Annotated in this window: 22 protein-coding genes and 1 riboswitch; of the genes, 15 read left to right on the forward strand and 7 right to left on the reverse strand. The window is 31.5% G+C overall.

Annotated features, from left to right (window positions below):
- Nucleotide 1 precedes the first annotated feature (1 nt).
- The 11 genes from EXC59_RS00065 to EXC59_RS00115 all read left to right on the forward strand — a co-directional run bounded on the left by EXC59_RS00065 (nt 2) and on the right by EXC59_RS00115 (nt 10,282).
- Nucleotides 2–349: a biosynthetic peptidoglycan transglycosylase gene (locus EXC59_RS00065; RefSeq protein WP_051658985.1), complete on the forward strand. Its 348-nt coding sequence runs from the start codon at nt 2–4 to the stop codon at nt 347–349.
- Nucleotides 350–604: 255 nt separating this feature from the next.
- The gene (locus EXC59_RS00070) at nt 605–913 is read left to right on the forward strand and encodes a hypothetical protein (protein ID WP_162163956.1); all 309 of its coding nucleotides are present in this window, start codon (nt 605–607) and stop codon (nt 911–913) included.
- Nucleotides 910–2,808 (forward strand): V-type ATP synthase subunit I, encoded by a 1,899-nt coding sequence (locus tag EXC59_RS00075; RefSeq protein ID WP_035368830.1) that lies wholly within the window; start codon nt 910–912, stop codon nt 2,806–2,808. The genes EXC59_RS00070 and EXC59_RS00075 overlap by 4 nt, the downstream gene beginning before the upstream one ends.
- Before the next feature lie 12 nt (nt 2,809–2,820).
- On the forward strand, nt 2,821–3,306 hold the full coding sequence (locus EXC59_RS00080; RefSeq protein ID WP_035368831.1) for a V-type ATP synthase subunit K: 486 nt from the start codon (nt 2,821–2,823) through the stop codon (nt 3,304–3,306).
- 4 nt (nt 3,307–3,310) lie between these two features.
- Nucleotides 3,311–3,916 carry a hypothetical protein gene (locus EXC59_RS00085; protein ID WP_035368832.1) on the forward strand — a complete coding sequence of 202 codons (606 nt, stop codon included), beginning with the start codon at nt 3,311–3,313 and terminating at the stop codon, nt 3,914–3,916.
- Nucleotides 3,917–3,918: 2 nt separating this feature from the next.
- Nucleotides 3,919–4,845: a hypothetical protein gene (locus tag EXC59_RS00090; protein ID WP_035368833.1), complete on the forward strand. Its 927-nt coding sequence runs from the start codon at nt 3,919–3,921 to the stop codon at nt 4,843–4,845.
- A 5-nt stretch (nt 4,846–4,850) separates the two neighbouring features.
- Complete coding sequence (locus EXC59_RS00095) at nt 4,851–5,156, forward strand: V-type ATP synthase subunit F (RefSeq protein ID WP_035368834.1); 306 nt, start codon at nt 4,851–4,853, stop codon at nt 5,154–5,156.
- A 12-nt stretch (nt 5,157–5,168) separates the two neighbouring features.
- Nucleotides 5,169–6,932: a V-type ATP synthase subunit A gene (locus tag EXC59_RS00100; protein WP_035368835.1), complete on the forward strand. Its 1,764-nt coding sequence runs from the start codon at nt 5,169–5,171 to the stop codon at nt 6,930–6,932.
- A gap of 4 nt (nt 6,933–6,936) precedes the next feature.
- The gene (locus EXC59_RS00105; protein WP_035368836.1) at nt 6,937–8,313 is read left to right on the forward strand and encodes a V-type ATP synthase subunit B; all 1,377 of its coding nucleotides are present in this window, start codon (nt 6,937–6,939) and stop codon (nt 8,311–8,313) included.
- A 4-nt stretch (nt 8,314–8,317) separates the two neighbouring features.
- Nucleotides 8,318–8,956 carry a V-type ATP synthase subunit D gene (locus tag EXC59_RS00110; protein WP_035368837.1) on the forward strand — a complete coding sequence of 213 codons (639 nt, stop codon included), beginning with the start codon at nt 8,318–8,320 and terminating at the stop codon, nt 8,954–8,956.
- 22 nt (nt 8,957–8,978) lie between these two features.
- Nucleotides 8,979–9,057, forward strand: a riboswitch (Fluoride riboswitch).
- 31 nt (nt 9,058–9,088) lie between these two features.
- The gene (locus EXC59_RS00115) at nt 9,089–10,282 is read left to right on the forward strand and encodes a cation:proton antiporter domain-containing protein (protein ID WP_051658986.1); all 1,194 of its coding nucleotides are present in this window, start codon (nt 9,089–9,091) and stop codon (nt 10,280–10,282) included.
- 11 nt (nt 10,283–10,293) lie between these two features.
- On the opposite strand, the gene EXC59_RS00120 is transcribed toward EXC59_RS00115, so the two are convergent.
- Together EXC59_RS00120 and EXC59_RS00125 are read right to left on the reverse strand one after the other, a co-directional pair.
- A complete protein-coding gene (locus EXC59_RS00120) occupies nt 10,294–10,965 on the reverse strand; it encodes a potassium channel family protein (RefSeq protein ID WP_035368838.1) in 672 nt (223 codons plus the stop codon).
- A gap of 7 nt (nt 10,966–10,972) precedes the next feature.
- Complete coding sequence (locus EXC59_RS00125; RefSeq protein WP_051658987.1) at nt 10,973–12,277, reverse strand: TrkH family potassium uptake protein; 1,305 nt, start codon at nt 12,275–12,277, stop codon at nt 10,973–10,975.
- A gap of 140 nt (nt 12,278–12,417) precedes the next feature.
- Here EXC59_RS00125 and EXC59_RS00130 point away from each other — a divergent pair, with 140 nt between their 5' ends.
- Nucleotides 12,418–12,951, forward strand: coding sequence for an NUDIX hydrolase (locus EXC59_RS00130; protein ID WP_035368840.1), 534 nt, complete (start codon nt 12,418–12,420; stop codon nt 12,949–12,951).
- Between the two features lie 39 nt (nt 12,952–12,990).
- Here EXC59_RS00130 and EXC59_RS00135 read toward each other — a convergent pair whose 3' ends face one another.
- Genes EXC59_RS00135 through EXC59_RS00155 form a run of 5 tightly spaced genes read right to left on the reverse strand, consistent with a single transcriptional unit; the run spans nt 12,991 to nt 18,290 of the window.
- Nucleotides 12,991–14,067 carry an NADH:ubiquinone reductase (Na(+)-transporting) subunit F gene (locus tag EXC59_RS00135; protein WP_035368841.1) on the reverse strand — a complete coding sequence of 359 codons (1,077 nt, stop codon included), beginning with the start codon at nt 14,065–14,067 and terminating at the stop codon, nt 12,991–12,993.
- A gap of 15 nt (nt 14,068–14,082) precedes the next feature.
- A complete protein-coding gene (locus tag EXC59_RS00140) occupies nt 14,083–14,667 on the reverse strand; it encodes an Rnf-Nqr domain containing protein (protein WP_035368842.1) in 585 nt (194 codons plus the stop codon).
- Between the two features lie 11 nt (nt 14,668–14,678).
- The gene (locus tag EXC59_RS00145) at nt 14,679–15,332 is read right to left on the reverse strand and encodes an Rnf-Nqr domain containing protein (protein ID WP_084145136.1); all 654 of its coding nucleotides are present in this window, start codon (nt 15,330–15,332) and stop codon (nt 14,679–14,681) included.
- Between the two features lies 1 nt (nt 15,333).
- The gene (locus tag EXC59_RS00150; RefSeq protein WP_051658988.1) at nt 15,334–17,343 is read right to left on the reverse strand and encodes an FMN-binding protein; all 2,010 of its coding nucleotides are present in this window, start codon (nt 17,341–17,343) and stop codon (nt 15,334–15,336) included.
- On the reverse strand, nt 17,340–18,290 hold the full coding sequence (locus EXC59_RS00155; RefSeq protein WP_162163957.1) for an RnfABCDGE type electron transport complex subunit D: 951 nt from the start codon (nt 18,288–18,290) through the stop codon (nt 17,340–17,342). Before EXC59_RS00155 ends, EXC59_RS00150 begins: the two co-directional genes overlap by 4 nt.
- Nucleotides 18,291–18,593: 303 nt before the next feature.
- Here EXC59_RS00155 and EXC59_RS07230 point away from each other — a divergent pair, with 303 nt between their 5' ends.
- From EXC59_RS07230 to EXC59_RS00165, 3 genes are all read left to right on the forward strand, one after another.
- Nucleotides 18,594–18,719, forward strand: coding sequence for a hypothetical protein (locus EXC59_RS07230; protein WP_269471587.1), 126 nt, complete (start codon nt 18,594–18,596; stop codon nt 18,717–18,719).
- A 130-nt stretch (nt 18,720–18,849) separates the two neighbouring features.
- Complete coding sequence (gene mgtE, locus EXC59_RS00160; protein WP_162163958.1) at nt 18,850–20,175, forward strand: magnesium transporter; 1,326 nt, start codon at nt 18,850–18,852, stop codon at nt 20,173–20,175.
- Nucleotides 20,172–21,494 carry a magnesium transporter gene (locus EXC59_RS00165; RefSeq protein WP_035368845.1) on the forward strand — a complete coding sequence of 441 codons (1,323 nt, stop codon included), beginning with the start codon at nt 20,172–20,174 and terminating at the stop codon, nt 21,492–21,494. Before mgtE ends, EXC59_RS00165 begins: the two co-directional genes overlap by 4 nt.
- The last annotated feature ends 63 nt before the right edge of the window (nt 21,495–21,557 follow it).

The raw sequence follows: 21,557 nt of genomic DNA on the forward strand, positions 1-21,557 counted from the left end.
AATGGAAAAAATTGAACAAAATTTAATTATCTATGTATGTAATCACGGCTTTAGTTATGATGCAATGAAAGAAGCAAGAAAAGCTGGTGCTAGAGGTGGAACGATACTTCACGGACGTTCATCTATTTCTCAAGAAAAGACGAAATTCTTTGGTATTAGAATACACCCTGAAAAAGATGTGTTATTTATTGTATGTAAAAAGGAAAATACAGATAAGTTAATGAAAGCACTAACTGATAATTTTGGTGTAGAAACTGAAGCGCGTGGATTATGTTTCTCACTTCCGGTTTCAGATTCTATCGGATTTTCTTTTGAACCACTACCACCTTTTGAGGAAAAAGTAGTATAATTTATTTAATAAATAAAAACCTAAATTAAGCCATCCCGATTTAAGTTGCAAATCAGATGAGTAACCTTATTTAAAATGTTAAAATAAACATGCAATACAATTCGATTAAAGAAACTTAAATGAATAGGGGTAAACAAAGTCTTTTATGATGACATCTAGAATATTATGCACCTTGGTTAAAAGTTAGGCTTAGTTTAAGTTTTTTTGATTATATGAGCAAAGCAAGATCATTATATAGAAAGTGGGGTAAAAATCTTGAGCAAACTAAAATCAATAATTGAGCTTGAAGAAAGAATCGAACAAGAGATTCAAAAAGCAAAAGAAGAAGCATCGTTAATGATTGAAGCAGAGAGAAAAAAAGCTGAAGAAGAAATCAGTTCTTTTCGAGTAGAGTTTGACAAAGAAGTTTCAAAACTAAAAGTAACTGAAGCAAAAGAAATTAAAGCTTTAGAAGAAAAATTAGTTCAAGATAAAGCTGAACTAAATAAAAAGTTTGAAGAACGCTTTGAAGAAATTGTTAACAAGTATGTAGAAAAACTTAAAGATGAGGTTACGAATATATGATTGTTCCTATGAAAAAAGCTAAGCTTATTTTTATGGAAGAATCAAAAGAAAGCGTCCTAAAGACACTTCAAACTTATGGCGTCTTCATGCTTGATTCAAAACATCAAAAACAAGCTTCAGTTTCAACTGATTTGATTGATACACAAAAGGCAATTGAACAAGTTGAAAAATATTTAAAGAAAAAGTCATTTGGCAGTAACGAAACTATATCAATTGATGAGTTTGAAGTTATTGATCCAAAGACAGTAGAATTAGTTCAAGAAATTCTGGCAAAAAGCTATGAGTTAAAAGACTTAGAAACTAAACTACAAGACACAAAGCATCAAATAGAACAAATTTATCCTTATCAAAGTTTAAGTGTTCCAACAAGTCGCTTGAATCATTTGAAATATTTAACAGGATTAGTTGGTAAAATCCCAACTGAAAAGAAAGAATCATTATTAGGGCATATCCAATCACTTGATGCATACTATGATGAATTAGGTGAGCAATCAGGATTTAGCTACTTTTCAATGGTTGTGTTAAATGAGGATAAAGATAAATTATTAGAAGTTATTAATCAAGTTGGATTTAGCGTTGATCGATTAGATAGTTTTGAAAAAGAAAATGCTTCAGTTGTAGAATCATTACAAAAAGAATTAATTCATTTAGCTGATGAGATACATATGATTGATACATACTTTACAGAACAAATTAATCAATTATCTCGATTAAAATTATTATATGATCAATTACTTGCACGTGATCAACGTAGTGATATTGATTTCCAATCAACTAAAAATACAATTTATGTAGAAGGTTGGATGCGTTCAGATCAAGTAAGAGATTTAGAAAAAATTCTAACAGAACAACAAATTGATTTTGAATTAGAAACAAGAGATCCACTTGAAGATGAAATGCCACCAACTTCACTTAAGAATAATGCTTTTGTGAAGCCATTTGAAAGTATTACAAATCAATTTTCTATTCCTAATCCAAAAGAAATTGATCCGAACCCAATCATGTCAATTTGGTATTGGATTATCTTCGGTATCATGGTTGGAGATATGGGATATGGATTACTAATGGTCTTACTATTTGGTGCAGCACGTAAATTTGGAAAACTTAAAGGTGGATTAAAGGATTTAGTCACAGTATTCTTATATTCAGGTATTACATCAATTGCTGCTGGTGCAGTATTTGGTTCATTCTTGGGATTTGATGCACCGTGGCCAAAATTAATTGATCCAATTAAAGATCCATTACCAATGTTAATTATTTCAATTGCATTGGGTATAGTACATATCTTATGTGGTTTAGTATTAAAACTTATCTTAGCAATAAGAAGAAAAGATATTTTAGGTGCATTAGCAGATTCGGTTTCATGGATTAGTATTTTAACGGGATTATCTTTATATGCAATTACACTCGCATTACCAATGACAGATACAGTTAAGTCAGTAATAACTTATACTGCATTAGTACTTATTGGTCTAGGTGTCTTACTCATTATTCTATTAAATGGAAGAGAAAAACCGACATTTATGGGTAAAGCAGTATCTGCATTTACAGGTTTATATAACTCAACAGCTTACCTTTCAGATATCCTATCTTACTCAAGAATTCTTGCCTTAGCACTTTCAAGTGGTGTTATTGCAATGACATTCAATATTTTAGGTGAAATGGTATTCAACTCGATTCCAGTGATTGGAATCATCTTAGGATTATTAGTTTACATTGTAGGACATGTTTTCAACTTCGTTATGGGCTTATTAAGTGCATATGTACATGCTGGACGTCTACAATATCTAGAATTCTATGGTAAATTCTTTGAAGGTGGCGGTTACCTATATGAACCACTCCAACTTCAACTGAAATATGTTTATAAAGTAAATTTAAAGAAAGATAACAATTAGGAGGATTTCAATATGTTTTTCCCAGTATTTGATGGAATGGGTTGGGCACTATTCGGTGCAGCACTTGCAGCTGGATTAGCTGGTGCAGGTTCAGCGATTGGCGTAGGTATCGCAGGTAACGCTGGTAATGGAGTATTATCAGAAAAACCAGATTTATTCGGTAAGGTATTAGTCTTACAAGCATTACCAGGTACACAAGGTATCTATGGTTTCTTAGTAGCGGTATTAATGTTAGTAAAATTACAATGGATTACAGGTAATCCAATTTCATTAACTGTTGAACAAGGTTTATTATATTTTGCAGCAGCAATGCCAATTGCTATTGGTGGTTTAATTTCAGGTATTTATCAAGGTAAAGTAGCGGCTTCATCTATCTTAATGACAGGTAAACGCCCAGAATTATCAACTCGTGGTATTACAATGACTGCGTTAGTTGAAACATACGCAATTTTAGCACTTTTAGTTTCTATCTTAATGTGGACACAATTACAAGGTTAATAGAATGAGCAAACTAGAAGATAAAATTATCGCAAAAGCTGAACTAGAAAAGAATGAAATTTTATCTGAAGCTAAACTAAAAGCATCACAAGTTTATCGTAAAATGATTGAAGAAGCGAAAGATGAAATCGAAGCTTCTCTAGAAAAAGCTAAGAAAAAACATACAAATAGTATTGCACAAAAAGAACTAGAAGTGAAAAAAGAACTAAGAGATGAAGCGGCATTAGCTAAGCAAAAATTAGTTCAATCAGTATTCAATGAAATAACAAACTACTTAACAAACCTTGAAGGTGAAGCATTATTTAAATATGTCTTAACAGGTATCAAAAACGAGAAAGTTACTGGACATGAAATAATTGCTGTTAATAAGAATGATTATGAAAAATATTTAAGTATTTTATCTAGCAGTAAAGGTGATTTAGTAGATTGTGACATTTTAAATAGTAAATTAGGTAAAGGATTTGAAATTAAATTGACAAAAAATCCAGTGAAAATTAAGAATGGTTTTATGTTAATTGGTGAAGAATTCGATCTAAACTTCTCATTTGATGAAACAATCGACAAATTAGCTCAAAAATATGAAAAGAAAATTTATGAGGAATTAAATTAAAAATGAACTTATCATTTACTAATGGTGTAATTTCAGCAGGTTTTGATAGATTACTTACAGATAGTCATTTTGCTGCTTTCAGCAATCTATCTCAAAGTGATTTTTTAGATATGTTAAAAACACATCAATATGGCTTAACCTTTAGTAAAAATTTTGAGCAAACCATGCTAGAAGAAGAATATAAACATAAATTATTCTTAGAAAGCTTAATAGATAAAAAACATATTATTTTTGAAGTACTATATATAAAATTTAATCACTTGTTTTTAGCAAGTTTATTAAAGAGTTTCCATCTGGGTGTTAAATACACACCAATGATGCATGGTTTAACAACTTATCATGAAACAGCATTTATTGATTATATTATTTATGATAATGCAAAAGCATTAGATTTTGATGATAAGGTATTCTTAGATGACTTAATCAAAGAAACATCAAATTTAGATGCGCAAGGTATTTCGGATAAAATTATTCAAATTCTACATTCTAATTTATTAAAGAAATTGAATACAAAAAAAATAGATGCTTCAATCAAAAATTACTATGAAACATACACAATGATTGAAAATGTTCTCTATTTTATTCGTGCAAAAAAATATAAATTTAGTTATGAAAAAGTTGAAGAGAATATCTTGAAAAATTCACTAATCGATAAATCAATCATCTTAAGTTATTATGATTTAGATTTAAGTCAATTTGGTGAATATTTAAAACTACATTTTAATGATGAGATAGTTAATGTTTTTAAGGACACTGAAGCATTTGATTTCTTAAGTAAAGTTTATGCAAAACTTGATTTAGCAATGTCAAAACTACTAGGTAATTTTGCATTTGATAATCAAACATTTGGTTTAATGATTTATTTTACTATTAAAAAACGTGAAGAAATCATTAGACTTAAACAAATGTACTATGGCGTGGAGGTATAACAGTCATGAGAGAGATTATTGCATTAACAAAAAACGATTCATTTATGATTCTCCAATCCATTGGTATTGAAGTCAGTGTATTAACTTCAGTAGAAGAATTCAAAAAAAAAGTTAAACAAGCAGTACAAAACCAAACAAAAATTATTATTTATGATAGCGAATCTAGTGATATCATGAATGAATTAATTGCAAAGTATGATGAAAATTTATATCCAATTTTTCTAAAATTACCAAGCAACATTCATTCTGAAGATAGTCTTCTAGAACTTAAATTGATGATTGAAAAATCAATTGGTATTTCAGTCATTTAGAAAGGGACGTATATGGAAAAACATGGAATTATAACAAAAGTATCAGGTCCACTAATAGTTGCATCTGGTATGGAATCCGTACAGGTTTATGACGTCGTAAGAGTTTCAAATAAAAGATTAATTGGTGAAGTACTTGAATTACGTGGCGATTTAGCTTCTATTCAAGTATATGAAGAAACAGCCGGAATCGGGCCTGGTGAACCAGTATTCTTTACAAATGAACCTTTAAGCGTTGAACTAGGACCTGGATTAATGGAATCTATTTTCGACGGAATTGAACGTCCATTAGACAAAATCTATTTAGAACATGGCTCATATATTCCATTAGGGGTAGATGTACCAAGATTAGATAGAAATAGAATATGGAAATTTACACCAACAAAAAAAGTTGGTGATCAAGTAGTAGGTGGTTCTGTTATTGGTACTGTTATTGAAACAGAATCAGTTTTACATAAAATCATGATTCCACCGCATGTAAGTGGAACAATTAAATCAATTAAAGAAGGAAGCTTTACAATTACTGAAGTAGTTGCTGAAGTTGAAAATACGGATGGAGATATTATTGAAGTTAAAATGCTTCAAACTTGGCCAGTTCGTAAAAAACGTCCTTTCAAGAAAAAAATAGCGCCAACTGAGCCAATGGTTACTGGACAACGCGTTATTGATACTTTATTTCCAATTTCAATTGGTGGGATTGCAGCAATTCCTGGACCATTTGGAAGTGGTAAAACCGTTGTACAACATCAATTAGCTAAATGGGCTGATGCTGATATCATTGTTTATATTGGTTGTGGTGAACGTGGAAATGAAATGACAGATGTTTTAATGGAATTTCCAGAGTTGAAAGACCCTAAAACAGGAAACTCATTAATGAAACGTACTGTCTTAATCGCAAACACTTCAAACATGCCAGTTGCTGCACGTGAAGCCTCAATTTATACAGGTATTACAATTGCAGAATATTACCGTGATATGGGTTATAAAGTGGCAATCATGGCTGACTCAACTTCACGTTGGGCTGAAGCACTTCGTGAAATGTCATCTCGTTTAGAAGAAATGCCAGGTGAGGAAGGATATCCAGCATATTTAGGTTCAAGAATTTCTGAATTCTATGAACGTGCTGGTTATGTAGAATGTCTTGGTGATGAAGATAAACGTGGTGCAATTACTGCAATTGGAGCTGTATCACCTCCAGGAGGAGACACTTCAGAACCAGTTTCACAGGCAACGCTTCGTATTGTCAAAGTTTTCTGGGGATTAAGTGCTTCACTTGCATATAAACGTCACTTCCCTGCAATTGATTGGTTGAAGAGTTATTCACTATACTCAGACCAAATGACTGAATATTTTGATACAAAAGTAGATAAAAACTGGAGTAAACAAGTTAAAGAAGTAATGACACTTCTACAAGAAGAAGCATCACTACAAGAAATTGTTCGTTTAGTTGGACTTGATGCCTTAGGACCAAATGATCGCTTAAAATTATTAGCCGCTCAAATGGTTCGTGAAGATTATTTACACCAAAATGCATTCCATGCTGTAGACACATATTCTTCATTAAATAAACAAAATAAACTCTTATCATTAATATTAAGCTTCTACCATCAAGGACTTGAAGCAGTAGCAGAAAATAAAAACTTTAAAGATATTGAGAAATTAGCAGTTAGAGAACAAATTGGACGTTTCAAATATACTGAAGAGAATGCAGTAAATGAAGCTTACAAGAAAATTCAAAATGACATGATTTCTGGATATCAGAATCTAGCAAAGGAGTAATCTGATGGCAGTTAAAGAATATAAAACAATTAAAGAAGTTGTCGGACCTTTAATGCTTGTTCAAAAAACACAAAATGTTACTTACGATGAATTAGTTAGAATTAAATTAGCTAATGGTGAGGAACGTTTAGGTAAAGTATTAGAAGTAAATAAAGATGAAGCGTTAGTTCAATTATTTGAATCTAGTCAAGGTTTAAAAATTGAAGATGCTAAAGCAGTCTTTTTAGGACATGGATTAGAATTAGAAGTATCACCGTTAATCATGGGAAGAGTATTCTCAGGAATGGGTAAACCTATTGATGGTAAGGGTAAAATTATTGCTGAAAAGCGTTTAGATATTAATGGATCACCATTAAATCCAGTTGCCAGAAATTTTCCTTCAGAATTTATTCAAACAGGGGTTTCATCAATTGATGGATTAAATACATTAGTACGTGGACAAAAATTACCAATCTTTTCAGGATCAGGTTTACCACATAATAAATTAGCAGCAATGATTGCAAGAAATGCCAAAGTATTAGGTTCTGATGAATCATTTGCGGTTGTCTTCGCGGCAATTGGTATTACTTTTGAAGAATCTAACTATTTTATTGAAGAATTCAAAAAATCTGGTGCATTAAGTAGAACTGTAATGTTTGTTAACTTAGCAAATGACCCAGCAATTGAACGTATCGCAACTCCTCGTATGGCAATTACTGCAGCAGAATATTTAGCGTATGAACTTGATATGCATGTTTTAATTATCATGACTGATATTACAAACTATGCAGAAAGTTTACGTGAAATCTCAGCTGCTCGTAAAGAAGTTCCAGGACGTCGTGGTTATCCAGGTTACATGTATACAGACCTTTCAAGTTTATATGAACGTGCTGGACGTGTAAAAGGGGCTAAAGGTTCAATTACTCAATTACCAATTCTATCAATGCCAGAAGATGATAAAACACACCCGATTCCTGACTTAACAGGGTATATTACAGAAGGACAAATTATTCTTTCACGTAGTTTACATCAAAAAGGAATTGAACCACCGGTAGATGTTTTACCATCACTATCTCGTTTAAAAGATAAAGGTATTGGTAAAGGTAAAACGCGTAGTGACCATGCAGATACATTAAACCAATTATTTGCATCATATGCACGTGGTAAAGAAGCAAAAGAACTTGCAACAGTGCTTGGTGAATCAGCATTAAGTGATATTGATAAACTATATGCGAAGTTTGCTGATAGATTTGAAAAAGAATACTTATCTCAAGGATTTGACTCAGATCGTTCTATCGAAGAAACATTAACAATTGGATGGAAGTTATTATCAATTTTACCTAAGAGTGAATTGAAGCGTGTATCATTAGCGCACATTGAACAATATTACATAGAGGAATAAAAATATGGCTGATGTCGTAAATGCGACAAGAATGGAGCTTACGCGTCTTAAAAATCAACTTGCTACAACAAGAAGAGGACATCATCTTCTTAAGGATAAACAAGATGAAATGATGCGTCAATTTCTCCTTCAAATTGAATCTTATAAAGCATTAAGAAAAAATGTTGATCAAGCTTGGTTACAAGCACTTGATACTTTTTCTTACGCAAAAAGTTTTCATTTTGAAGAAGAATTAAAAGAAAAGTTCTTAGTTCCAGCAAGCAGTGTTAAGTTAGAGTTTGGTAAACAATCTGTAATGAGTGTAGATGTCCCTAAAGTGAAAATCTTAGAAACATTTGAACCTAAGGTTACATATTCATTCCATGGAACACATCCAGCATTAGATACGGTTGTAGCGAAACTTGGTAAATTATTGCCTGACTTAATTCAAATGGCTGTTGAAGATAAGAAGAACAGAATTTTAATTAAGGAAATTGAAAAGACCAAACGTCGTGTCAATGCTATTGAGCATATTATCATTCCTGAAATTGTTGATGATATTAAAGTTGTAAGAATGAAAATTTCTGATGCTGAACGTTCAAATACTGTTCGTATCATGAAATCTAAAGATTTGATTATTAAGAAAAATTTACAAAATAAGTAGTTTTTTATAAAAAAGTAGTAAAATAGTGTTTGGGAATGATGTGCTCCCATGTATGTTATATACAAAACCGCAATAAATTTGCTGATGACGTCTAACCCTTTTTTGGGTTAGACTTTTTATTTGGAGGGCTATATGTTGTTGTTGGATTTAGGGTTAATTTTAATTTTAGGATTTACAGTCGGTTTAATTTTTGAAAAAATAAAAATACCTAAAATTGTCGGTATGATTGTTATAGGGATTTTGATTGGACCGTCCTTTTTAAATTTAATTTCACCAAATATGCTGGGTATTTCAAGTTACTTAAGAAATATTGCCTTAGTGATTATTCTTACCCGAAGCGGATTATCAATTGATTATAAAAAGTTAAAAGAAGCAGGATTAGTAGCAATTCTTATGTGCTTTATACCAGCTACATTTGAAATTGTTGGGGTCATGATTTTTGGACCAATGTTGCTTGGTATATCTTTATTAGAAGCCGTTTTATTGGGAAGTGTGTTAGGTGCTGTGAGTCCAGCAATCGTTGTGCCTCGTATGATTAAGATTAAAGAAGAAGGCTATGGCAGAGATAAGGGAATCTCAGAAATTATTCTAACTGGTGCATCACTTGATGATATTTATACAATTGTTTTATTTTATGCATTCTTAGCGTTAAATCAAACCGGTAATTTTGATCTCTTAAGTTTAATGAATATTCCTCTACAAATTTTATTAGGGTTACTCATTGGATTACTATTAGGTTATCTATTAAGTATCATCTATAAAAAAGTGAATTTCAATTTAACAGTTAAGGTACTTATTTTATTTGGAGTATCCTTAGCATTAGTTGGATTTGAATCAGTCATTGAAAACTATATTAAGTATTCTGGGTTAGTATCAATTATTTCAATGGGAATTATGATTTTAATTCAAAATAAAGAAGAAGCCGAAAAAATAGAAAATGTTTATAAAAACATGTGGACATTTTTTGAAATAATTCTATTTGTTTTAGTTGGAATCGCAATTGATTTTAAGGCTTCAGTTGATTTTGGCTTTAAACCAATATTAGTTATTTTATTAGCACTAGTGATTCGTATGATTGGAGTATATATTTGTGTGCTATTTTCAAAACTTAATCAAAAAGAAAGAATGTTTATCATGCTAAGTTACATTGCGAAAGCAACTGTACAAGCATCGATTGGACCAATTGTATTAAGTGTTGGATTGAGTGTTGGCCCACTAATTTTAACAACAGCTGTTATATCAATTATGATTAGTGCACCACTTGGGGCATATGCCATTGATTTAAGTTATAAAAAATTACTAAAAAAAGAAAAGGAACTTCAATAGTTCCTTTTTTGTTATTTGGATGTAAAGAATGCTGTAATTTTAGCGATATCTTTTTTCTTAGAAAAGATGAAGATTTCATCATTAGGTAAGATCTCAGTATCACGTTTTGGCATTAAGAATTGACTATCTCTTTCAATTAACATAATATTAGCTTCATATTCATTACGTAAATCTAAATCAATAATTTGAGCTGGTGGGAATGTCTCAGATAATTTAACTTCAAATACTGTGTAGTCCCCTTTAATATTAAAGTAGTCTACTAAGTTAAATGCTGCAATACGATTAGCGACACGTTCTGATGCAATAGATAAAGGCATCACGACATCAGTAGCCCCAACGAGTTTTAAGACTTGTGCATAGTCTTCTTCATCAGCACGTGCAGTGATCTTTTCTACACCTAATTCTTTTAATCTAATAATGGTCACAATACTGTTGGTTAAATTAGCTTTATCGTTTTGTCCGACTGCGACAATAGCATGGTCAACATTGGCAATCCCTGCATCTTTTAATGATTCATAACTTGTAGAATCTGCAACCATAACGTTATGTGTAATTTCACTCGCTTTTTTAACAGCTTCAATATCATGGTCAATACCAATTAAATCAACATCTAAACGGCTAAATGCTTCAAGTAAATTGAAACCAAATCTTGATAATCCGATAACGGCAATACTTTTTTTCATATAATCACTATCCTATAATAATTTTTTCTTCTAAATATTCAACACTAGAGTGTGGTCGTTTCCATTTTTTATTGAAAATAGAAATAAGTGTTAGTGGACCCACACGACCAGCAAACATTAAAATGCATAATGCGATTTTACTTATTGAATGTAAATCCGGTGTTAACCCTTGACTCAATCCAACGTTAGCAAATGCGGATACTGCTTCAACCATCACTGAACTTAAACTTAAATCATCAAACGTTAAAATAACAATAGCACCAACTACAATTAATGACATTGCTAGCATGGTTAAGGTAAATGCTTTATAACGGCTATCCATACTGATTTCGCGCTTGTCAACTAAAGCTTTTTTACCAGTTGCGTAACTCTTAACAGTTTTAGCAATTGTATAGAAAGTTGTTACTTTAATACCACCACCTGTACCTGCAGGTGAAGCTCCGATAAACATTAATCCCATTAGAATCAATACAGAAATCATTGAAAGTGTAGTTAATTCAATTGTTGTAAACCCTGCGGTTCTGGATGTGACACTTAGGAAAAATGCTTGTAGCCAATTATATGGATTACCATGTGTTTGGCTGATTTTAAAGAGTAAAGTACCACCAATCCATAAGATTAAGTTTACTTTAATAACTATTTTAGAATGAATATTTAATTTTTTATAACTACGTTTTTCTAATATATCATGAATGACAATGAATCCAATACCACCTAGCATAATTGTGAAAATAGTATTTAGATTTAATAAAACATGATCTGTAAAGGGTTTTAAACTATTTGCCCCTAAAATATCAAAACCGGCGTTATTGAACGATGAGATTGCATGGAATGCACTTACACCTACAGCATATTTAAATTCATAAATAGGTAGGAAAACGATCAAGTTAATCAAGAAACTAACCGTTTCAATGATAAGTGCTGTAATCACAATTTTTTTAACTCTTTTGACAACACCTTGTAAACTATTTTGATTTAAACTTTCTTTAATTAAAACACGTTCATTTATGCCAATTTTAGCTTTAAATAACATCATAATGAATACGGATAAAGTAATTACAGAAAGACCACCAATTTGCACAAGTAGTATCAAAATAATTTGTCCAAATGTTGATAAGGTTTCATGTAAGTTACTAATAGTAGATAATCCAGTGATTGTTACGGCTGATGTTGATAAGAAGAATGCATCAACATATGAAATTGAATGTCCTTCTTTAACAGAGAAGGGTAGAAATAATAGTAAACTACCAATTAGTATCAAACTTATAAATGATAGATTGATAATCCAATATGGTGATAATTTTTTTAGCATAATGAGTCATCCTTTAAACATATATCACATATATTATACTACTATTAAAGATAAATTAATGTTTTATCATTATCAGATAAATAATTAAATTCAATGCAGATATAAAAAAATATTATATAATCACATTAAAGGGGGATTATATGGAGAAGTTAATTGGGAGGTTAACGGACAAAAACTTTAATAAGGAAGAATATATACTTTTGCAACCTGATGTAAGGTTTATTATTAAAGGTATTATTTTTAATGCTGAAGGGAAAATAGCACTTATTAATCGTGTTCATGAAAATGAATATAAATTGCCTGGTGTTGAACTTTTAGATACAGAAACAAAAGATTTTGCATTAAAACGTTGTGCAAAGGATATGCTTTGTCATGAATTAGAAGTTTATAATCAAATTGGTATATTTGAGGAAGTACGTTCTAAGGTGAATTTAAGACAAATTTCCTATGTGTTCCTAGGCGTTGTTAAACATGAAAAAACACATCCATTTATATCAGAAACTTTTATTGAGGATAATTGTAGAGTTATCTGGGTTACTTTAGATGAGGCAATAAAACTTATCGAAGTATATAAACGAACAAAAAAAGAATTTGATCCAAATGAGATATACCACCATCAATATGCATATGAAAGAGAACTACAAATATTAAATTACTATAAAGAAACAATTTAAAAATAAAACACTACGAAATTTTTCGTAGTGTTTTTTTCATTAGAACTTATCGAAGTAGATATATTCTTCAGGCATGCCTTTTTCTTTTAAGACTTTAATACATGCATCAATCATACCAGGTGATCCACATAGATATGCTTCATGTCCTGATAAATCATCAGTGAATTTTCTTACAACATCAGTAATTAATCCAACTTCTAATTCCCAGTTATCTTCTGGAAGTGGAGCTGATAAAGCTGGAATGAATTTAAAGTTTGGATATTTTTTAGCAACATCTAAGAAATATTCTGTGTAATATAAGTCTTTCTTTGTTCTAGCACCGAAGAAGTAAGTACCTTTTCTTGGGAAACCTAGATCCATCATTTTGAAGATGATTGAACGAATTGGAGCCATACCTGAACCACCGGCAATCATAATCATTGGACGATTTGATTTTTCTTGTAAGAAGAATTCACCAAAAGGTCCAGTAATTTTAATTTTATCTCCAACAATCATTGCTTTATGAATGAACTTAGTTGCAACTCCACCAGGAACTAATCTAATGATTACTTCTGGGTGTTTTAAATCTTTTGAATCAGATGCAATTGAATATGCACGTACTGTTTCAATACCAGGAACTTGAATTTGTAGGTATTGACCTGGCTTAAAGTTGAAGTCTTCCTTCATTTCAAATCTTACACGTTTGATATCATGTGTTAAATCTTCAATTTCTACAACTTTAGCATCGTATACTTTTGAATTTAGAGCTGATGCTGGAACTTCGCATTCGATGTCAGAAGTTACTTTAGTTTGACATGAAAGTCTAACACCATCAGCAATTTCTTCCTTGCTCAGGAATGGAAGTTCTGTCGACTTTGGGGGTTCAACATCACCAATTAATCTAAATTTACATGTACCACATGTAGCTTTACCACCACAAGAAGATGGTAAGAAAATTTTGTTGTTTGTTAGGGCGTTTAAAGCTGTATCATCACCAGTAATTGTAACAACATTGTTTTTGTTAACTGTGATTTTTCTTTCTCCGCCACCACCTAGGAATTTATCGATTAAGATAACTAATAAGGTTACAACGATTAATAATGCAATTAATACGACGGGTGTCCAAATATAATCCATATTAATATATCCTCCTTAGAAAGTGATTCTACCGATTCCAGAGAATCCGATGAATGCTAATGCTAAGATACCTAAGATTAAGAAAGCAATAGCACGACCACGTAGACCCTTTGGAACGTTAGAAACTCTATACATTTTTTGTCTAACTCCCGCAAGTAAAATCATAGCAAGCGTCCAACCGATACCAGTTCCTAATGAGAATACTGCAGTTTGAGCAAATGTATAATTTCTTGTTTGGAAGAATAATGATACTGATAATACGATACAGTTAACTGTAATTAATGGTAAGAAAATACCAAATGATTCGTAAATTTTAGGGAAGAACTTAGCTAAGAACATCTCTAAGAATTGAACGAATGCAGCAATAACGATGATAAATACTAAAAGTGAGATTTGTGTTGAATTTGTAGCTTTTAATAATTCATAAATTGGCCAGTTGATAACTGCAGTAATGAATGTAACGAAGATTACTGCAACTCCCATGTTTACTGAGTTTTTAATTGATGTAGAAACAGCAATTAATGAACACATACCAAGAATGAAGATTAAAGCCATATTGTTTGATAGAATTGAGGCTAAAAATAATTCAATTAATTCCATATGTTTTCTCCTTACTCTTCATATTTCTTGGTTAATGTTCTAATTAACCATGCAAACATTGTTAAAACAAAGAATCCGCCTGGGGCTAATGCCATGATGTTCCAGTTGATCCAGTTTTCCATAAATGGTGCTCTATAACCTAAATATGTACCAAATGCTAATGGTTCACGAATAGATGCAATAGCGATTAACACGAATGTATAACCTAAACCGTTTGCTAATCCGTCAACAAATGTATATCTTACAGGGTTTTTGATAGCAAATGCTTCAGCGCGACCCATAACGATACAGTTTGTAATGATTAAACCAGTATAAGCACCAAGGTTGGCAGCAACCTTAGGAACGTAAGCTTGTAGGAACATTTGAACAACAATCGTAAAGATTGAAATAATAACCATGTATGCAACCATACGAACTTTTGGTGGAATTAAGTTTCTTAAAAGTGAAACAAATAGTGATGAGAAGATTACAACAAATGTAACCCCAATACCCATAAAGATTGCATTTTCAACTCTATTGGTAACGGCAAGTGATGAACAGATACCTAATACAGTAATCGCAATTGGGTTTTCTTCACTAATACCTTTTTTAAGAATTAAAAACCATTTCTTATATTGTAGACGTAACCAAGTACTTGGTTTGTTGTTTTTCTTTTGTGCGTCCATCTTAGTTACCTCCTTTGAATGCTTCAGCATAAGCTGCATAAGCGGCATTTAAGCCATTAACAAATCTCTTCTTAGTTGTTGTTGCGCCACCGAATCCATCTAATGCTTCATTTGGTTGAACAGGTTCTGCAACTACTGAGATTTCAGGTGAGAACTTTTTACCTTCAAATGCAGCTAGAACATCTGGATTAGTTTGAATTGTAGCACCCCATTTTTCGCCTTGAGCGATAACTGAAATTTTTGAGATTGTTTCAAAATCAGATGCTAAGGTAACTACAGTTTCAATCTTAGAGAATAACCCTTCAACTACAAAATAGAAACTCTTTGTACCTGAAGTATGAACGTATAATGTTAATTCATCTTGTTCTTGTCTTTGGAAAGAAGCATCGAATAGTGATTTATAGTTTTCATCAGTAAATGCGATTCCGTGGTTAGTTAAGATTGCTTTTTCGATTGCAGCAGATTTAACGAATTCATTATAATGTGCATGGAATGCAACATTCATTCCTTCAATAAATAAACGTCTAGTTGTTGTCGCATTAGCTAAACCATCTAATGTAACTTCATTATCTTTAGCTGATTCTTCTGGAACTAATACGATTTCTGTTGAGAATTTTTTACCAACTAATTTAGCTAAAATTGTTGGATCGGATTGAATGACTGAACCTCTTGCTTCACCTTGTTCATAAACTGTAACCATTTTAATTGTTAAGAAATCAGATTCTAAAGTCATAACAGCCTTAATTGCATCTTTGAATCCTTCAGTTTCAAACGCATAGCTAATTGATCCTGAAGTATGTTTATAGATTGTTAAGTCGTTGTTTGATTCAGCAGTGAACTCAGCATCAAATAATGATTGGTAGTTTTCTTCTGTAAATTCAATTCCGTGGTTTGTTAAGATAGCCTGTTTAACTGGAGCTAATTCATCAACTTCAGGTTCAGGTTCAATCGTTTCACCACTAAATGCATTGTAGTAAGTGATATAAGCAGCATTTAAGCCTTGAGCAAATTTCTTCTTAGTTGTTGTTGCGCCACCGAATCCATCTAATACTTCATTTGGTTGAGTTGGATCAGTTACAATAACAATACTTGGGTTGAATTTTTTACCTTCAAATGCAGCTAATACAGTTGGATCTGTTTGAATAGCAGCTCCCCAACCTTCTGCTTGACTTAATACAGTAATTTTAACAATTGTTTGGAAATCAGATGCAAGTGTGATTACAGCAGTGATAGGACCATTTAAACCTTCTGTTGTAAATTGATAACTTACATTACCAGATTTAGCAACGTATAATGTTAAATCGTCTTTTGTTCTAGTTGTGAATTCTGTGTTAAATTTAACTAGATAGTTATCATTTGTAAATTCAATTTCATTATGTGTTAAGATTGCTTTTTTCATTGGTGCTAAAGCATCTGAATCAGTGAAAGTGAATTTGTAAAGTGTATAGTTAGTGTTTAAAACACCCATAAATGCATTTGATGTTCCTGTAGCACCAACAATTGCATCAACTTCATTGTCTTTACCAGTATTATTTTTAGTAATTATAATACCGATTGACTCATCAAATTTTTTACCAATATATTTATCTAAATATTGTTTTTCAGCTACAACACCACCAAGACCTGGAGTTTCAGCTTGTTTAGTAACTGTGATTGCTAAAATCGTTTCAAAATCAGATTCAAGTGAGATTACACCTTCAATGATATCCCATAAACCATTTCCTTTGAAACGGAATGAAACAGCACCTGTTTCTGTATTTCTATATAATGTTAAGTCTTGAGAACCATCATATGCAAGTTTTGTATCTTCAACAAATGAAGCATCAAACTTTTCAGCAAAATCAGCATCAGTATATGCTACTTCATGGTGAGTTAAGATTGCTGATTTCCATGTTAATTCACCGTTCTTTGCAATTTTATCCTTTGTAATTGCATCAGCACCAATTAAGATACCAATTGATACAGCACCCATTAGGATAACGAATGACAGCATTTTAATGTATTTAATCATGCTTCAAGTTCCTCCATGACAGGATTTTCCTTCACCTTTGGAACAGTGGCTACGTCAATTAATCCAACAACTGCATTCATTAAAGTGATTGAATAAATTGTACCTTCTGTATTTGGTGCAAGTGGGTTGAATGCCCAAATGTTTTGAATCATCCATGTAATTAGTGCAAGAATTGCTGCATAAATCCAACGACCCTTCTTATATAAAGGAACTGTTTGTGGATCAGTTGCAACAAACATTGCAGAGAATAATAGATGTCCCATTAAAACTGAATATAAAGCATATACAAAAGCATTTGCTCCATATCCTTTACCTAAGAAGTTAATTAATGATAATACGAAGTAACCTCCTAAGAATGTAACTGGAACTCTCCAGTCTGTGATTTGTAAAACCATAAGTACGATACCAAGGATTAGGATACCTAATTTATAAGTTGTACCAATGGCCCCTGCGTAGTTACCCATTAATAAATCAAGAATTTTGAAATTTTCGACGATTGTATTAGGTGTGTTTTTAAAGATTGTAGCTAATGTTTGTGTTGTAGCCTCACCAGCAACTGGGTCAAAGAAATTATTTACATAAACAGGGAATGCTAATGCAATAAAAATTAGACCAACTGTTGCAGGGTTGAAGATATATTTACCTTCTCCACCAAATAAAGCTTTTGCAAAGAATACACCGAATGCTGTTGCTACAACAACCATCCATACTTGGCTAATAATTGTTGGTGTAGTTAACAGTGTAATTACAAGTGGTGTAATTGCAAAACTTGTCCAGTCGAATTTCTCCTTTCTTAATTTACTATTTAAGAATTCTACTACAAATGAAGTTGCGATCCCCGCTAATCCAATCAAAAAGACAGTCGGCCCAAAAATAGTGGCTGACGCTAGTAGTATTGAGAAGAGCGAAGCAGCAACAATGATTCTGTTTCTTTGTGCTATGTTCATTATTGTATACTCCTTCTAGCATTGTTAATTTAATTCTAACATAATTCATTTTAAATATTTATATATTTACATAATTTAAAACAAACATTTTTAGTCATTTTAATAACACTGTAAAATGCATAATATTTAATAAAAAATAAGACTTATTATGTGATAAATAATAGAATTTTTTAAAAATCCTTCGAAATCTTGTTTTTTCGATAATTAAACTATTAAAAATAAAAAAGTATAATTAATTTACATGCTTAGTATTTTGATGAATTACGTGTTACAATAGTTTATGAAGAAAGGGTGTGGTTATTCATGAATAGACAAGAAGATGACTATTTAAGTAGAAGTTTTTTAAGTATCACAAATGATGGAAAAAATTTCAAATATCAATTATTTTATACTTGTAAAATGAATAACCAGATTGAAATGATTTTTTAAAGTGAACAGAGTTGTTCATATTAAATCTCATTTTGTCATACAAATGTTGGTTAGTATTTTAAAAGTATAATTTTGGTATCTAAATTTAACATCATTGATTGGTGTTTTTTTATTAAAAGGAGGGTATCAAATGATAAAAGAATTATTAGACAACAAAGCATCAAAAGAAGAAATCATTGAATTCTTAAGCAACTATCATGCTTATGATATTTCAAAGATGATAGAAGAACTCTCAGAAGAAGATAGAGATTATATTCTAGATTTACTGAATCAAGAAGTTTTAGCTGAAGTGATTAGTTATTTAAATCCAGAAGATAGACATGAAGTATTCTCTAATTTAACACTTGATGAACAGGTTGCATTAGTCGAAGAATTAGAACCGGATGATGCAGCGGATATTATCAATCAATTAGAAGAAGAAGATAAACAAGAGTTAATTAAAAACCTTGATGAAGATGAAGAAGTTTTAGATTTAATTAAATATGATGAAGATGAAGCTGGTTCTTTTATGACTAACCAGTTTGTTATCGCAAATATCAATGATGATGTGAAAATGGCTACGAAGAAGCTCATTCAAATGGCAGATGAAGTTGATACAATTCAGACAATTTTTGTTGTAGATGATGAAGGCCATTATAAAGGACAAATTCCATTAAAAAAACTAATAAAAACAAAATATCCTAAAACTGTTTTAGATATTTTAGAAGTAGAACCAACATTCTATGTATTTGACCATGTCGATAATTTAGTCCGACATTTAAAACACTATGGTGGTTATGATATTGGAATTGTTGATAATAATCACAAACTTATTGGGATGATTGCACAAGATGATATCTTAGACATCTATTTAGATGAAGCACAAGAAGACTATGAGAAATTAGCTGCCTTACCAGATACATCTACAGATAAAAATGCTTTCCTCACGGCGCTTCACCGCTTACCGTGGCTGTTGATTTTACTTGCTGTTTCAATACCTAGTGCATTTATTACAAGTAATTTTACAGGTATACTTACGGCGTTCGTTATTTTAGCGTTCTTCCAACCACTTATTTTAGACGCAGGTGGAGATGTTGCTTCACAAACACTAGCGGTAACTTTAATTGAAATGACAAAAAAAGATGCTAAAGTTATTTCGAATGGATTAAAAGAAATTGCAACCGGTGCAATTAGTGGCTTTGTTATGGGTGTGATTGCTTTTGCAGTAACACTAATCTTCTCATTTATTCTTCAATTTGATCATGGTATATTAATTGGATTATCAGTTGGATTGAGTTTATGGTTAACCGTTATTACTGGACCATTCTTAGGATTTATGATTCCTTTTATCATTAGTAAAATGAAGTTTGACCCAGCAGTTGCTTCGGGACCATTTATTACAAACTTAATTGATATTTCCTCAAATCTCATTTATTTTGGCATTGCAACACTTATTTTAGGAGGTTTAGCAGCATGATTGACATCAATTTTGAACTTCCAGTAAGTAAGTTAAAAGAGGCGTTAAAAAACGTCCATCCATCAGATATTGCAGTGTTGTTTGAAGATAATGCAGAATACCGTGAAAAGTTAATTGAAGCAATTGGTATTAGAAGATTTGGAGAAGCATTCATTTATTTAAATGACGATTTACAAGTTAGATATTATTTAAAACTTGAAGAAAATAAAAAACGTGAATTATTAAAACACTTTGAATTAGATGATTTAAAAACATTTATTGAATTATTTAGAGTTTCTTATCATGAAGAAATTTTAAGATTATTAGGTAAAGAACGAAGAGAAAAAGTCGTTAAACTTTTAAGTTATGATGGTGACACTGCAGGATCTATTTCATCACCGAGCTTTATGTATTTTGATATTAACTCAACGGTGAAAGAAGTAACAAGTAAGGTTATTAAAGAAAGTGATGACAATGATGAAATTGACGTTATTTTCTTCCATGATGATGTTAGGTTTGTTGGTGGACTTAGACTTCAAGATTTAATTATCGCCAGAGAATCAATGGCGTTATATGACATTGTTGATGAAAACTACCCTTATGCATATGCAGATGATTTAGTGGCAAGTGCAGTAAGAAAAATTAGAAACTATGACGTGAGCGTTCTACCTGTTATTGATGATAAAAAAGTCTTAGTCGGTATTATCACGGCAGATGATGCATTAGATATTATGAAAGAAGACCATATTGATGCCGTTGAAGGTTTAGTGGCATTACATGATCACTCAGATGCATCTAGTCCTTTAAAGCGTAGTATGCAACGTTTACCTTGGTTATTAATGAGTGTTGTTTTAAACATTGTGATTGCTACTTTTTTAACTACATTTTCAGATACGATTGATAGCAATGTTGTATTAGTCATGTTCCAACCAATGATTTTAGGAATGGCAGGAAACATTGGGACACAAAGTATTGCGGTAACAATTTTAGGATTACATCATGAAAAGATTAAACCGATGAGACATATTAGAAAAGAATTATTTATCGCAATTATAAATAGTTTAATTTCAGGACTAGTTGGTGTATTAATAGTCTTTGGCTTCCTATATTTAATGCCTAATGATTATGCGGATATTGATAAAGTTGCAATGGTTGTAGGTATTTCATTAGTATTATCAATGTTTGTTTCAGCATTAGTGGGTGTACTCTTACCATTTATTTTAAGAAAACTTGGTGCAGATGAAAAAGCAGCATCAGGTCCAATTATTTCAACTGTGAATGACTTTGCTGCATTAGGTATCTATTTCCTAGTGGCAACGATTCTATTGATTAACATGTAAGTTTTTTAAGTTGTGATAATCATAGATTATGAGTATAATAAATAAGGTCATCAAAAATGATTG

Source organism: Acholeplasma hippikon (genome assembly GCF_900660755.1).
In the GTDB taxonomy this organism is placed as follows: Bacteria; Bacillota_I; Bacilli_A; order Acholeplasmatales; family Acholeplasmataceae; genus Acholeplasma; species Acholeplasma hippikon.

What these genes read in the sequence shown, in the direction of transcription:
- EXC59_RS00065 (WP_051658985.1), top strand. Translation starts at nt 2, where the DNA reads ATGGAAAAAATTGAACAAAATTTAATTATCTATGTATGTAATCACGGC.
- EXC59_RS00075 (WP_035368830.1), top strand. Translation starts at nt 910, where the DNA reads ATGATTGTTCCTATGAAAAAAGCTAAGCTTATTTTTATGGAAGAATCA.
- EXC59_RS00080 (WP_035368831.1), top strand. Translation starts at nt 2,821, where the DNA reads ATGTTTTTCCCAGTATTTGATGGAATGGGTTGGGCACTATTCGGTGCA.
- EXC59_RS00085 (WP_035368832.1), top strand. Translation starts at nt 3,311, where the DNA reads ATGAGCAAACTAGAAGATAAAATTATCGCAAAAGCTGAACTAGAAAAG.
- EXC59_RS00090 (WP_035368833.1), top strand. Translation starts at nt 3,919, where the DNA reads ATGAACTTATCATTTACTAATGGTGTAATTTCAGCAGGTTTTGATAGA.
- EXC59_RS00095 (WP_035368834.1), top strand. Translation starts at nt 4,851, where the DNA reads ATGAGAGAGATTATTGCATTAACAAAAAACGATTCATTTATGATTCTC.
- EXC59_RS00100 (WP_035368835.1), top strand. Translation starts at nt 5,169, where the DNA reads ATGGAAAAACATGGAATTATAACAAAAGTATCAGGTCCACTAATAGTT.
- EXC59_RS00105 (WP_035368836.1), top strand. Translation starts at nt 6,937, where the DNA reads ATGGCAGTTAAAGAATATAAAACAATTAAAGAAGTTGTCGGACCTTTA.
- EXC59_RS00110 (WP_035368837.1), top strand. Translation starts at nt 8,318, where the DNA reads ATGGCTGATGTCGTAAATGCGACAAGAATGGAGCTTACGCGTCTTAAA.
- EXC59_RS00115 (WP_051658986.1), top strand. Translation starts at nt 9,089, where the DNA reads ATGTTGTTGTTGGATTTAGGGTTAATTTTAATTTTAGGATTTACAGTC.
- EXC59_RS00120 (WP_035368838.1), bottom strand. Translation starts at nt 10,965, where the DNA reads ATGAAAAAAAGTATTGCCGTTATCGGATTATCAAGATTTGGTTTCAAT.
- EXC59_RS00125 (WP_051658987.1), bottom strand. Translation starts at nt 12,277, where the DNA reads ATGCTAAAAAAATTATCACCATATTGGATTATCAATCTATCATTTATA.
- EXC59_RS00130 (WP_035368840.1), top strand. Translation starts at nt 12,418, where the DNA reads ATGGAGAAGTTAATTGGGAGGTTAACGGACAAAAACTTTAATAAGGAA.
- EXC59_RS00135 (WP_035368841.1), bottom strand. Translation starts at nt 14,067, where the DNA reads ATGGATTATATTTGGACACCCGTCGTATTAATTGCATTATTAATCGTT.
- EXC59_RS00140 (WP_035368842.1), bottom strand. Translation starts at nt 14,667, where the DNA reads ATGGAATTAATTGAATTATTTTTAGCCTCAATTCTATCAAACAATATG.
- EXC59_RS00145 (WP_084145136.1), bottom strand. Translation starts at nt 15,332, where the DNA reads ATGGACGCACAAAAGAAAAACAACAAACCAAGTACTTGGTTACGTCTA.
- EXC59_RS00150 (WP_051658988.1), bottom strand. Translation starts at nt 17,343, where the DNA reads ATGATTAAATACATTAAAATGCTGTCATTCGTTATCCTAATGGGTGCT.
- EXC59_RS00155 (WP_162163957.1), bottom strand. Translation starts at nt 18,290, where the DNA reads ATGAACATAGCACAAAGAAACAGAATCATTGTTGCTGCTTCGCTCTTC.
- EXC59_RS07230 (WP_269471587.1), top strand. Translation starts at nt 18,594, where the DNA reads ATGAATAGACAAGAAGATGACTATTTAAGTAGAAGTTTTTTAAGTATC.
- mgtE (WP_162163958.1), top strand. Translation starts at nt 18,850, where the DNA reads ATGATAAAAGAATTATTAGACAACAAAGCATCAAAAGAAGAAATCATT.
- EXC59_RS00165 (WP_035368845.1), top strand. Translation starts at nt 20,172, where the DNA reads ATGATTGACATCAATTTTGAACTTCCAGTAAGTAAGTTAAAAGAGGCG.